This is a genomic window from Dysgonomonas sp. GY75, assembly GCF_015234155.1.
Classification (GTDB): Bacteria; Bacteroidota; Bacteroidia; order Bacteroidales; family Dysgonomonadaceae; genus Dysgonomonas; species Dysgonomonas gadei.
Genome location: NZ_JADCLQ010000036.1, coordinates 444472 through 458537 on the forward strand (window position 1 = coordinate 444472; position 14066 = coordinate 458537).

General features: G+C 41.8%; 7 protein-coding genes. All 7 read right to left on the reverse strand.

Features of this window, described 5'->3' with window-relative positions; translation table 11 throughout:
• Positions 1 to 27: 27 nt before the first annotated feature.
• Positions 28 to 2571, reverse strand: a complete 2544-nt coding sequence (locus IR083_RS14155) for a M14 family zinc carboxypeptidase (protein WP_194224806.1) — start codon at positions 2569 to 2571, stop codon at positions 28 to 30.
• Positions 2572 to 2589: 18 nt separating this feature from the next.
• Positions 2590 to 3576, reverse strand: a complete 987-nt coding sequence (locus IR083_RS14160) for a TlpA disulfide reductase family protein (protein WP_006800067.1) — start codon at positions 3574 to 3576, stop codon at positions 2590 to 2592.
• Between the two features lie 2 nt (positions 3577 to 3578).
• Complete coding sequence (locus IR083_RS14165; protein ID WP_194224807.1) at positions 3579 to 5060, reverse strand: RagB/SusD family nutrient uptake outer membrane protein; 1482 nt, start codon at positions 5058 to 5060, stop codon at positions 3579 to 3581.
• Positions 5061 to 5188: 128 nt separating this feature from the next.
• Positions 5189 to 8329: a SusC/RagA family TonB-linked outer membrane protein gene (locus IR083_RS14170; protein WP_194224808.1), complete on the reverse strand. Its 3141-nt coding sequence runs from the start codon at positions 8327 to 8329 to the stop codon at positions 5189 to 5191.
• A gap of 14 nt (positions 8330 to 8343) precedes the next feature.
• Positions 8344 to 9360 (reverse strand): TlpA disulfide reductase family protein, encoded by a 1017-nt coding sequence (locus IR083_RS14175; RefSeq protein ID WP_194224809.1) that lies wholly within the window; start codon positions 9358 to 9360, stop codon positions 8344 to 8346.
• A gap of 14 nt (positions 9361 to 9374) precedes the next feature.
• Positions 9375 to 10844: a RagB/SusD family nutrient uptake outer membrane protein gene (locus IR083_RS14180; protein WP_194224810.1), complete on the reverse strand. Its 1470-nt coding sequence runs from the start codon at positions 10842 to 10844 to the stop codon at positions 9375 to 9377.
• Between the two features lie 18 nt (positions 10845 to 10862).
• Positions 10863 to 14045, reverse strand: coding sequence for a SusC/RagA family TonB-linked outer membrane protein (locus IR083_RS14185; protein WP_194224811.1), 3183 nt, complete (start codon positions 14043 to 14045; stop codon positions 10863 to 10865).
• Positions 14046 to 14066: the final 21 nt, after the last annotated feature.

Genomic DNA, 14066 nt, shown 5'->3' on the forward strand with positions numbered 1-14066 from the left:
TTTATATCAATATAGGTCTGATCTGTTTTATCTGAAGCTATTGTACGCGTTTATATTATTTCCGAAAACAACAGCATTAACAAAGGTGCGGGCAGTAGCATCCCAAATACCTCTGAAAAGCGGGTCTTCAGCGAATAATACAATATTTCCGGAGCCTTGTCTTTCCGCTATTATCGAAGCCGATCCTTTCAGGTTGCTTAACTGTGAAGCGGAGATATATCCATTCAGGAGCGGGGTATCTGAATAAACTGATACCGTAGCCAGCGGATTCTTCGACGGAGCCAGAAAGAGGCTGCTCTCGCGGGTAACAGGCAAAGACTCATTCGTTAACCCAAACGCTAAAGGATGCTTCAGGTTTATCTTTGTTTCGAATACCGATGTCGGAATTCTGTCTCTCTCCTGTGAGAATTGTTGTTCTGATTGTTTTTGCTGGAGAGAATCGGTCTTCAGTTTCTGTAACTGTGTTGCACTTATTCCATTATTTAGAGCCCATCTCGAAGCAGAGTTGATTGTAATCAATGTTCCTCCGTTGCGCACCCAGTTTTGCAAATCCTGAATTCCCTGTTTCCCGAGAAATGAATAATCGCCACCTGCCAATACAATCCGGTTAAAGCTGTTCAATGGAATTCTGGGAAATACGTTGTAATCAGCACGGGTTAACTGATAATTCAGTTTCTGGTCGAAGAGATGCCATACTTCTCCGGCTTCGGTAGAAGATATATTGCCTCCGGTGATAACCAGTACCTTCGGTTGTTCCACTGTGCGGAAAGCACTACTACCCAGATCCACTCCTTTTACACTATAGCCGGTAGAGACGGGTATTATCTCCACGTCCGAGGCGACCGCCAATTTCTGTAATGTGGCATATAATTCATCCGGACTTATAGTCTGGTTGCTGACAGGAATAAGAAGACTTCCATAGGAGAAATCTTTAGTTCCATTCCCGGTTTGGACCGAAAAAGAGCTGAATGATGTCTTTACGAGAATGTTTTTTGCTAATAATTGGAAAAGCAGATGCTGGCTATGCGAATCCCTGTAATCTACAATGTAAGCATACTGTGATGTAGAAAATGATGTATTTGCTGATTTCTCCAGTTTCTCAACCCTGGCTCCGCGAACAGCTTTTGTTATGGAAGCATGCGACAGGCCGGATGAGTAAGCGACCGAAAATCCCGCGCCATAACCCAGTTTGGACGGATCGGTATAATCTTTGGTTTCGTCAAATATGATATTGACCAACGCACTGTTGGGTTGTCCGAGTGGAACAATGTATGATTTCCCTTTTTCGTATTTTACCTTATCCACCGTTATGTCCTCCTGATTTTCATATACTTCGATACGATGGTCAAGTAACAACTGAACAAACTTACGCAAACGCGAAATATCATAACTGTCTCCTACTATAAATGATTTGGAACTGTCTTTTCCTGTACGTGATGCATTGAAGAATTCTTTCTGCAAGTCGAATAAGCCGTTTTTGTTAGCATTAGCAGCATCCACTGTAGCAATACTCGATACCAGCTGGTTGCGTACAGTAAAAGCAAATGTAACGATCCCATTTTCAGATTCCTGATGTATACCCCTCGAAGAACCTTGTTCGAATAAAATGCCCACAGCCCCGTTGTAATCAGGGTATGTAGACCCGAAGGTTGGGTTCTTATTATCGTAAGACTCTTTCGTATAGTAAAACGAACCGATTTTATCCAAAGCTTTTGAATAATAATCCGCAAATAAACGGTTCAACTTATAAGTGGTCTGCGGAACAAAGCGGCTCTCATTTCCATCCGGATCGGTGGGTTCGAAAAAGAATGTACTGTTTGTACCCATCTCATGATGATCGGCCTGTACATGCGGTAACCAATCCTGATAATGTGCAACCCGGGCTTTACTCTCGGGATGGACAATATTAACCCAGTCGCGGTTCAGGTCGAACCAATAGTGGTTCCCTCTTCCGCGCGGCCATCCTTCAGTATGTTCCCTGTCGTACTGCGATGTATTATAGTTGGTTATACTTGTATTCGAATTTACCCATGATACAAAACGCTCCTGTCCGTCAGGATTACGCACCGGATCAATAAAGTAAATTCCATTTTCGAGTTGTTCTTTTACAAAATCGTTTTGAGCAGCCACATAGTAATATGCAGACAACAAAGCTGCCTCCGAACCCGAAGCCTCATTCCCATGAACGGTACTTCCCAGAAAAACAATTAGCGGAGTATCCGGCTTCTCCCCTTTTCGGGCTTGCTGGCGCGTCTCTTTGTATTTGTCTATATTCCGGATATTCTCAGGGGAAGAAACAATCAGCACATACAGCTTACGGTTTTCGTATGTCCGGCCTATCTCCACCAACGAAACGCGGTCAGAGAGGGAAGCGAGTTTCTCAAAATAAGCATTTATCTTATAATGCTCTGTTATACGACTACCTATTTCATACCCGAGAAATTCTTCAGGAGAAGGTATTTTGCTATCGAACTGGATGGACGGATCGAAAAAATATGTGATTTTTTCAGCTTTGATACCTGTTGCCACCAATAAAAATAAAGAAAAAAAACTGATTATAATGGTCTTCATAACGCCCTTTTATTCTGATTAGTTCAGTAAATCCTTCAGTGTCTTACCCAATTCTTCACCTCTTATATTTTTAGCGACTATCACCCCATCCTTATCTACAAGCAGATTGGATGGGATTGCCCTTACCCCGTACAACTTAGCTGGCTCACTATCCCAATACAGAAGGTCTGAAACATGTGTCCATGTCAGGTTATCTTTTTTTATAGCTGCCACCCAGGCTTCTTTACTTTTATCCAGCGAGACCGCAAAAACATCAAAGCCTTTTCCTTTATATTCATTATACACTTTCACAACATTTGGATTTTCTCTGCGGCAAGGGCCACACCACGATGCCCAAAAATCGATAAGAAGATATCCTTTTCCCAAATGATCGGATAGTTTTACCGGATTCCCGCCAGGATCTTTAGCTGTAAAGTCCGGAGCTTGTTTTCCGACAGAAACTGTCTCCAATGTTTTTGTCAATTCTTCGAGTACCTGCACATACGGAGTTTTCCACAATGAAGAATCGAGCAACTGGATATTTGCCTTGATTTCATCAGGAGATAATCTATACGAAAAATCCCTATACAGAGCATATGCTGAAACCAGCGATTTAGGATTCGCTTTAATAAATTCATCTATCTTGACTCCTCTCTCTTTTTTATAAGCGACAAACAAGTCCTGAAGTGCAGAACCTGTGACTACACTATTACGGTAATAGGATGATGAATCCAATTTTACAACCACAGGATTTTTATCGAGAAACAGGAGTAATGAGCCTTTAGTCGTATCTAATGTCAATCCATATATTTCCGGTAATTGTACATTTTTAGAAAAGCTGAATTGTCCATTTATAACTTTAGCAGAATCTATTACGCGATACATTTTATTTTCAAACTTCTGCAAATATACTTTTCCCTCCGAAATCCCTTCTACACTACCGTTCAAGGATAGTCCCTCTAGCTCTCGGGTTCCACAGGAGAATGTGGCCAGAGATATTAATATTAATAGGATATACTTCTTCATTTTCAATTATTTAAGTTGGGATTATTGTTTATTTCATTTACGGGAACAGGAAACAGATAATACAGACTATTCGGAACCAATGCCGTCTTATCAGGGAATGTCCACACGTAGTGTCCCTTTATGGTTATTGTTTGTCCTGACGGCAACGTGTATGTTTCTGTTGATTCTTTTCTATCGGGGGCTATCTGCAAGCGTAGAATATCGGGTAGACGAAATCCTTCGCCCCAAAGTTCGCGGCGACGTTCGACCAGAATCTCGTCTATCAATTGACTCTCCGTATAATCCGAAGCCAAAACCTCTTCCAGATTTCTTTTTACACGTAATTCATTCAATGCTTTTGCGGCTCCGGTAAGATCATGGTTACGGGCTTTTCCTTCAGCTTCTATAAGTACCATTTCTGATGAACGCATTAATGGAATATGACCGGACTGATCTGATTTATTGACAAATTTCTTGTACTTATACCAGCGATACATCGGGTCGGACTCTTTCGTAACAAGCTCAAACAATGAGAATCGTACGTCTTGGGGGTTAAATAATTTCCTGAAATTCGGATCAGGCATAATACTCCGGTAGCCGGTAGCCGGCGTTACATCGAGATACGCGAAATACGAGGCTCCTCCCAAATTCTGATCGGCTGTTTGAGGATGTCCCCATATCCATTCCACATTACTTACGTCATTGAAGCCTAGTGTATATTGGCTCGCTTCCATTACCGGATAGCCGCTTCGGGCTTCAGCCGCATATTCTGCAGCCAGTTCCCATTGCCCTGTTGTCAGATAAGTTCTTGCAAAAAGACCTCTTACTACATTAATATCGGGACGGTTTTTTACCGAACGCTTGAATCCGGTGAGTAATTTCTCTGCTTCTGTGAGATCGGAAATTACACGTTCATAAACCTCTTCAACCGTAGCTTTCGGATTAGGAACGGAGCTTGGCACAGTCGGCTCTGTATATATAGGGACTGCTTTAGCGTTCTTATCCTTTAAGTATGTGAACTGATACTGGCGAACGAGGTTGAGGTAAACAAAAGCACGCAGCGCATAAGCTTGTCCCTTCAAATACTTCTTTTCTTCATCCGTACCTTGTGCTGCATCTACTTTTGCAATAATATTATTTGCATTATCAATTATTTTATATTGCAATGTCCAGAAGAAAAGAGCGCGGCGTGTTGTATTATCATACGGGTCACGATAAGGATAAGAGTCCCTGTATCCATAAACTCCGTCACGGGCTATAGCATCTTCCCCCATCACTTCCTGTGTGAGTAGTATTGCGCCATACCCCGGATTATCCTGCGATGTGGCATTCTCCATCAGATAACGCAAAGTCCCGTTGACTACTGCATTTATATTAGATGTCGTAGAATATGTTTCACTTCCTGTCAGGTCTCCCGATGGCGACGTTTCAAAAAAGCTGTCGCTGCAGGAAACAAATAGTACCGATGAAACAGATAGTATATATATAATCAATTTTGATTTCATAATTGTCCTTTATTTTACTGATTAAGGTCTCAGACCTATTTGTTACTTTGGTAAGTATAACAACTCATGTAAGTTACCGTTCGAAAATCTATCTTTAAATATCTTCTGTTACTTATTATTGTTATGCATTAAAACGTTATATCTATCCCTAACGAAAATGACTTTTGAGCAGGATAACGGTAAAATGTAACACCATCTACGGCCTGTTCCGGATCCATTCCTTTATGTCCGAAAAATGTCAGAAGATTCTCTGCATTAGCTCTCAGTTTCACCTGTTTCAACTTTGCATGTGACAATACGGATGCAGGAAGACTGTAAGTAAGATTCAGATTCTTCAGACGTGCATATGTGGCATCATATAAGAAACGTGAGGAAATCGAGTTCCAGTTTGTAGTTGTAGTCGTAAGACGGGGGTAATTGGTATTTCGGTTCTCAGGCGTCCATCTGGTCAAAGCTTCCTGTGTCCATGTCCGGCCCTGATTGTTCCCGGTATGGGCAATCATCACTTCGTCGAGATCGAGGACTTTACCTCCAATGCTGTATGAAAGAAGGAAAGACAACTCAAATTGTTTGTATGTAAATGTATTTGTTATACCTCCATATACATCAGGTAATGAACTTCCCTGAAAATATTGATCGGCATCTGCATACACATTCGTTGTAGTACGTCCCGATATCACCTTATTTCCATTTGCATCCGTCGTATATTCATTTTTATACCACAGGGCATCGCCATTTTCGGGATTTACACCTGCCCATTCGCGGATAAAGAAATCATAGACAGACCCTCCAACAACCATCTTTTTTGTAGACCCCAGTTGTCCGACAGTCCCTGCGATAATCTCTTTTTGCGGAAGTTCTGTTATTTTATTCTTATAATGTCCAAAATTAAGGCTCACATCCCATCTGAGATCTTTGTTTCGTACAGGTACAACCTGTATTTGCCCTTCGATTCCCCTGTTGCGTAATGCTCCTATATTTGCATCTATTTGCCCGAATCCCTGCGATGGTGCAAGCGGACGGCTAAATAAAAGATCCTTTGATTTGCGTTCATATATATCTACCGATGCCACCAGCCTGTTATCAAACGCTGCAAAATCAACACCAAAATTGAGGTTAAGGTTTGTTTCCCATTTCAAATCCGGGGTTGGAAGTCTCGAGCTGATCAACCCCGCTTGGCCTAAACTATTGTAAATAGAGTATAGATCCTGATAGGCGTAATAAGTACCGAGATTATCATTTCCCTGCGCACCATAACTTGTACGGACGGTCAGATTGTCTATCCATTTTACAGGAGCCAGAAAATCTTCTGATTTTGCATTCCACGAAGCACCTACCGACCAGAAGTTACCCCAGCGCGAATCTTTGCTGAACCGGGATGAACCATCGCGGCGAAAGCTAGCCGATAAATAGTAACGATGCAGATAATCATAATCTATTTTACCTAAATAACTTGCTAATTTATAGTTATCCGCTGCTCCCGTAAAGCTGTTCAATAATGAAGCGGCTGCCGGTTCTTCCTTATCGAGAAAACCGAAGTTACTACGGCTTCCCGACAAAGAGGATACGTTATAAACATATACTTCGGGGCCCGCAAGTATATTTATAAAATGCCTGTCCTTGACATTGAAAGTATAATCCAGAAAACTATTCACTGTATAGCCGATAGCCCTGCTGGAACCTTTGCTTACAGAACCTCCGTTACTGATGCCGGAGCCATAAGCGGGATTGGTATATGAATGATTGGTACGTGCATTGTAATCAGCATTAACACTATTTTTCCACTTCAAACCTTCCAGAAATGTAATAGTTGCGTTTGCCCTGACTGAAACTATATCCTGTTTGTTGTCATATTTATTATATTTGGAGCTGCCTAAAAGATTGTTCCCTGTCGCAGCGGAACTTGGACGGTAATTACCATAATCGTAGATTTTGTCGCCATTCGCATCAAGGACATACGACCCATCTGCATTGCGTTCATAGATCGGATATATATCTGCTACTAAGCGTTGAAAATTGGCAAAGTTACCCTGACTGCTGTCTGTTTGCGGTGGAGCGCTCTGTTTACTGGTAGAAGCAGAGATTCCGAAGCCGGTTTCCAACCATTTGTTCACTGTAGAAGTTACATTCGCACGGGTGTTGAACCGCTCGAAATCGGAGCCTATTATAAAACCTTTTTCATTCAGATAGCCTCCTGAAACGAAGTATTTGGAATTATCGCTTCCACCGTTCACACTCAAATCATATTGCTGACGTATACCTGTACGGGACAAAGCGTCAGCCCAGCTATCGTTCCACAATGATTCAGCCCCGGCCACTATTTTCCCATCAGTACCTACCGGTTGCGGATATTGTGAGCCGAAGGGGTTTATCTTTAATGAACCCACCAGTTCGGCCGATGCGTACAAAGCAGCGTTTTCCGCCGACTTGCCCTGATCCAACTGGTTATTGCGAATAGCCTCCCATTGCAGTTCATAGTATTCTTTAGTTGTAAGCGTTTTGTAATCCTTAATCGCCCTTGAGGTAAAACCGATAGAGGATGAGAATGCAACCGTCGGCTTCTGGTTAGATGCACCTTGTTTGGTACTAATGATAATGACACCATTTGCCCCACGGGAACCATATAACGCACTCGCTGTAGCATCTTTCAGTACGGATATCGACTGTATATCATTTGCATTAATGGCACTTATGCTACCTGCAAATGGCGCCCCGTCCACTACATACAAAGGAGTACTGGAAGCATTTACTGATCCCACTCCCCGCAAAAAGATGGCTGCATCGCTTCCGGGCTGTCCGGCCGACGATACGGATTGAAGCCCGGGAATAGACCCTTGCAATGCTTTGCTGATATTCGTTATTTGTAATTTCCCTATATCTTTATTACCTATAACAGCAATAGCCCCGGTGTAGCTGGATTTTTTAGCTGTTCCGTAACCGACAACTACAACTTCATCCAGCACATTCCTATTTTCCGAAAGCGAGATTGTAATTTCTTCTCCAGATTCATAGACATCTATTTCCTGCGTTTTAAAGCCCAGAAATGAAACAAGAAGTGTAATCGGGAACGGCTTATTCTCCGACAGCTGGAATTTACCATCATAATCTGCCTGAACGGCATTATTGGTCGACTTTACTTTTACCAGAGCTCCCGATACGGGAATTCCGCTGCGCTCATCCAATACTTTTCCTCTAATTACTGTTTGCCCCTTTGCCGGGAAAGAAAAGAAAAGCAGAAAAAGTAAAATATAAACAGAAAAATTCTTCATCTTTTTATTTGAACTTATTGATTGAATAAATTGGCTAATGTTTTCTCTAATTCCTCGCCTTTTAAATTTTTGGCAACAATATTTCCTTCTTTGTCTATTAGGAAATTTGCAGGAATAAGCCTTACCCCGTAATTCTTCACTCCTTCTCCGGCCCACGCATTCTCATCTATCAGTTGAGGCCAGGTAAGTCCGTCAGCCGCTATGGCTTTTTTCCACGGATCGGTCGCGTTATCTAAAGAAACACCTATTATTTCAAGATCTTTAGCCCCGTATTTTTCATATACTTTTACCAGATTAGGATTTTCTTTGCGGCAAGGCGCACACCATGAAGCCCAGAAATCAATCAAGACATAGCGTGTTCCCAGATAATCCGAAAGTTTCACGCTTTTTCCCTCCGAATCAGTAGCGCTAAAGTCCGGAGCTTTATGACCAATGGAAACTTTGCTTAACGTATTTGCAAGCTCTGTAAGCACTTTCACATAATCGCTGTTTTTAAGAGAGGGGTCCAACAATTCTATATTCGCATTGATTTCTTCCGGTGACAACCTGTAAGAATAGTACCTGTATAGTATGTACAAGGCTGCAATAGACGATGGATGCTCTTTTATTATATCATTGATATTCGCTTTTTTCTGAGCCCTGAGTTCCAGATATAAGTCATGTTCTTTCGAACCGGTCACTATCGTTTTTTCAAACTCGTTGATGGTGTCGAATTCTACTTTGATCGGATTATTATCCAGAAACAAAATATATGAATCGAATGGATTCTCGCCGGAACCATATAGGGATAAACCGTATATCTCCGGCAGCTTGGTCTCTGTATTGAATTTGAATCTTCCACTTATAATATTAGTGGAATCGATGGTGACGAATGATTTATTTATATACTGTTGCAGATATATTTTACCCGTAGCCACATTATTTACTGTTCCGGATAAATCCAGTTTATTCGGATTCTTGCCGCAAGCTGTAATAATAGTAATCAGGAAGATAGCCGCAAGAGTATATTTGTAAAACTTATTTGTTCTCATTGTATTTCTGTTTTTTAATCGTTTATAGCCTTATTCGTTAAGATTTCAGTATTGGGTATTGGAAATATATACCCATCGTCAGTAGGTTTCACTTCACGCGGAGTCAAACTACTCAGCGAAAGTTTAGTCGGGAATGTCAACAGATCACGCAAAATGTCCGTAGCTCTGAATCCCTCGCCCAATAACTCAATACGTCTTTCTGTCCTAATTGTATTCAGTATCTCTCCCTGAGCTAAAGATGCCGGAGGAAAAGTATAAGAAGGGTCGGAACGTTTTCTCACAGTTTCCAGCAATGCAACAGCTTTGCTAAGACTTCCAGCTCTGGCCTCTGCCTCTGCATAATTCAGCAATACTTCTGCATAGCGAATTACAGGTATATAATCTATAGCAGGGTTTGTCTTTGCATACTTCGACAGTAAATACAGACCAAGTGTTCCATTATATGTCACAAAAGACCGGCGTGCATCTGTACTTTTCCACTCTGTATCTGCAATTATCCCTTTGGTATCGGAATTAAGGACAAAGTCGGGGGCTGTATAATAGATATTAGCCAAAGCTGTACCCGAAGGCGGGTTGGCTGCGGTCATCGGCATTGAAAAGATCGACTCTACAGATGTATAATCGGATGAGAATATATTGACAATATTCGATTGCAATTCATTTTTAACTCCCGATGTAGCGGCAAAAGGAGCCTGTGCCTGAGGGGCAATCTTTTTAGCTTCTTCTATAACTTTTCCAAATTCCCCTTTGCTCAGATATACTCTTGTTTTCAGCGCAATGGCTGTATTTTTATGGGCTCTCGTTGTATTCAGCAAATTTGTAGAATAGCTATCGGGGAGATTCTGCTCTGCAAAATCCAGATCTGAAATAATTTGCCCGTATACAGAAAAGACCGAACTTCGTGCCAAGTCATTATTGGCTGATGACGATTCGGCTTGCAGTCTCAAAGGAACGGCTTTGGCCTCCCCGTTTTTTTCAATATATGGCCTTCCGTAATAAGTAACCAGATTGAAATAAGCAAGGGCTCTTAGGAAACGGGCTTCGCCCAGATAATTATTTTTGAGTTCATCACTGATTACTCCCTGCGACTTGCTCAAGCCTGCAATCAGTACATTAGCATTATTTATCACAATATATAATTGCCCCCAAACCTCATTGACATCACCTGTTATATTGGAGAAGTTATTAGCCCATACATATCCTCCTGTCAGGGCATTCTCGGTGCGGCATACAAAATCTTCGCCTCTGACATCTCCATACAGAAGGATACGACCACTATATAAATTAGCACTTTTAAGAGAATTATAATTTCCATTGACAAGTCCTTCAATTCTTTTAGGCGTATCGAAGATTGTGGCAGAGCTGACAGAAGTTTCTGAAGTTTTGTCCAACAGGTCGTCGCATGCACTCAGAGTGCTCAAAGCCACCAGTCCTAACACTATTGTAATCTTCTGCCGGATATGTTTATAAATTGGAATATTCATATTTGTAGAGATTTTTATTTAAAATGTGACATTTACGCCGAAAGTAAAGGTCCGCCCAAGTCCTGTTGTATTGTACTCAACCCCGGGTGCCGTATTTGAGTTTCCGTTGGCTGAAACCTCAGGGTCGATACCCGAATAATTAGTGAACAGTAAAGCATTCGTTATCTGACCATAAACCCTCACTGCATTTAATCTACTAAATGCTAATGCCTTTTTAGGAATATTGTATGCAAGGGATACGTTTTGCAGACGAAGAAAATCTCCCTTTTCCACATGTTCGGATATGGGAGTGGAACCACCGAAAGAAATTCTATCGCCATTTACTACCCTTGGCATATCTGTAATCTGTCCCGGTTCTGTCCACCTTCTCAGAATATCCGTAGAATTGTTGAAAAATATCTGATCGGTTAAAGTAGACTTTGTTCTGTTCATTATATAGTTACCACCTGCATAGGTAAAGTTCAGATTAAGGTCGAACTGTTTGTATCTTAAATTACTGGTCAGGCCGCCATACCATTTGGGAAGCGTATTCCCCAATACATAAAAATCATCACCGGATAACGCCTGAGCTGTTCTACCATCTAAATATGTCCATTTACCAAGACCATTGTACTGTACTTCCTCACCTTCTCCGTTAAGAAACACGCGCTGGCCGTTTTCAGGATTCACATATAATGTTTTAAGCCCGTATAAACTTCCTATCGACTCGCCCACCCGTGTAATATTCGTATTTCCTGAACCGGTAGCACCGATAATGTCCTGATTATTATTGGCTAGGGCAGTCACTTTGTTTCGTATAGCGGAATAATTAAGCGTTACATTCCATGACAGGTCTTTCCGGCTAATAATCTCATAACCGGCACTAACTTCAATACCACGATTGTACATTGAACCCACATTGGCGAGAATAGAGTTACCGGGAATGCCCTTAGACGGTGACTGAGCCACGCTCAGAATCAGCCCGTCCACATCATTGTTGAAGTATGCAAATTCGAAATGAAGCCTGTTTTTCAAAGCGTTCAGTTCAAGCCCTACATTCGTTTGCTCACTGGTTTCCCATGTCAAATCAGGGTTTCCCTGTTGAGTAATGGCCCATGTGGCTGCACCTCCGTACAAAGAGGCCGAGTACAAGTCATAGGAACTATAATCGTTGGACAGATTACCATTACCCACCCGTCCCCAACTGGCATTGAGTTTTGCATCACTGAATACCTTTGACAGTGACGATGATTTAAAGAAATTTTCTTCCGACAACAACCAACCGGCAGACACACCGCCAAAATTACCGTATTTACGTCCCACTGCAAGTGCAGAGTTACCATCCCTCCTGAAATTCCCGGTAATGAAATATCTGTTTTTCAGTTCATAGCTAAGACGGGAGAAGAAAGAGGCAAAAACCCTCTCGCCTTTCTGATTGCCGGCAGCTACCACATTAGCCCATCCACCCTGATAATATTCGAAAAAATCGTCGGAGGCTTTAGTCGCATTTGCTCCCCATGCCGAGACCTTATAGTTCTGTATATCCGTTCCTATCAGCAGGGAAACATGGTGGTCCTTAAAAAAAGTTTCATCGAAACCGAGCGTGTTCGTCCAGGCTTCTGTTTGCCGTGTTGTCGAGATATTGGACACGGACCCACCACTTGTGTAGGCGCTCGATCCTAGTTCCGGGCTTTGATATGCTACATCTTCACTTCTTATTCTGTCGATTGCATATCGCACCGTGAGTTCCAGTTGTTTAACAGGTTTGATGACAGCATTTACATTCCCTACCAGATGGTCGTTCTCTGATGTATATCTCGACAACTCGAACAATGCCGCCGGATTATATAATGGTATAGTTGCTTTGTTGTTTCCTGAACCAAGTGTCCCGCTACTTGGGTTGAGATTGAAACTTCCGTCGGCATTATAAGCTCCCACATTTGGAGGCAACACGAGAGCAAGCCGGGTAGCCCCTGTTGTTGTCATAGATGCACCGGGTAAACTTCCCGAATCGAAAGATTCATTGTTACTTATATTATAGACCGCACCTCCCGACACTTTGAGCCAACTTGTAACCTCATTGTCAAGATTGAAGCGTATACCTTTCCTCTTAAAATTATTACCTATGAGAAAGCCTTGCTGATCGGAATAGTTAAGAGACAGGTAATAATTTACTTTTTCGGTTCCTCCCGAAATATTCAGTGAATGATTATGTGAAACCGCAGTTCTATATACATAGTCTTTCCAATTGGTATCAACTACCGAGCCATCAGGGTTATAAGACAAGGCGTAGGCCGCATCACGGGCTACGCCATCTATAGATGTTGCATTAGATATTGCTTCATTCTTAATATCTGTATATTGCTGAGCATTCAGCACGTCGGGTAAGCGGGTAGCGTTTGTGATTCCAAGCCACCCTTCGTAAGTAGTGGTAATACGCCCTGTTTTACCACGCTTAGTGGTAATAAGAATAACCCCACCGGCAGCTCTCGATCCATAGATCGCTGTTGATGCTGCATCTTTCAGTATATCGATTGAAGCTATATCAGCCGGATTGATATCACCTAAAGGATTGTTTGACGCACGATTCGATGAAATATTCCCTGTACTTACAGGGATACCGTCCACGACAACTAAGGGATAGGAACTTAAGGATATTGAGTTTACACCTCTGATTCTGATGACTGGCTGCGAATTGAGCTGTCCGTTAGGTAAAGCAATGCTTACTCCGGCAGCCTTACCTTGCAGGGCCTGTTCAAAACTCTGAACCGGAACATCTTTTATCAAATCTCCGTTGAGTGAGGATATAGCTCCCGTAAACTCCCGTTTTGTCTTTGTGCCGTAACCCACAACTACAACTTCATCAAGTACATTCAGATTTTCCGAAAGTGAAATTGTAATTTCTTCGCCGGATTCATAAACATCTATTTCCTGCGTTTTAAAACCAAGAAATGAAACAAGAAGAGTGATTGGGAAGGGTTTGTTCTCCGACAACTGGAATTTACCATCATAATCTGCCTGAACAGCGTTGTTTGTAGACTTCACTTTTATCAGAGCTCCAGATACAGGTATTCCACTGCGCTCATCCAATACTTTTCCTCTGATCACTGTTTGTCCTTTTGCCGAAAAAACAAAGAAAAATAGAAAAAGCAAGGATAGAAAGAGATATTTTTTCTCCTGTAAGAGTATTTTTTTACCCTTATTAAATTGTATATTTGTCATGTTCTAATACCTATTTTAGAA

Coding starts and splice junctions, on each gene's coding strand:
- IR083_RS14155 (WP_194224806.1), bottom strand. CDS start 2,571: ATGAAGACCATTATAATCAGTTTTTTTTCTTTATTTTTATTGGTGGCA.
- IR083_RS14160 (WP_006800067.1), bottom strand. CDS start 3,576: ATGAAGAAGTATATCCTATTAATATTAATATCTCTGGCCACATTCTCC.
- IR083_RS14165 (WP_194224807.1), bottom strand. CDS start 5,060: ATGAAATCAAAATTGATTATATATATACTATCTGTTTCATCGGTACTA.
- IR083_RS14170 (WP_194224808.1), bottom strand. CDS start 8,329: ATGAAGAATTTTTCTGTTTATATTTTACTTTTTCTGCTTTTCTTTTCT.
- IR083_RS14175 (WP_194224809.1), bottom strand. CDS start 9,360: ATGAGAACAAATAAGTTTTACAAATATACTCTTGCGGCTATCTTCCTG.
- IR083_RS14180 (WP_194224810.1), bottom strand. CDS start 10,844: ATGAATATTCCAATTTATAAACATATCCGGCAGAAGATTACAATAGTG.
- IR083_RS14185 (WP_194224811.1), bottom strand. CDS start 14,045: ATGACAAATATACAATTTAATAAGGGTAAAAAAATACTCTTACAGGAG.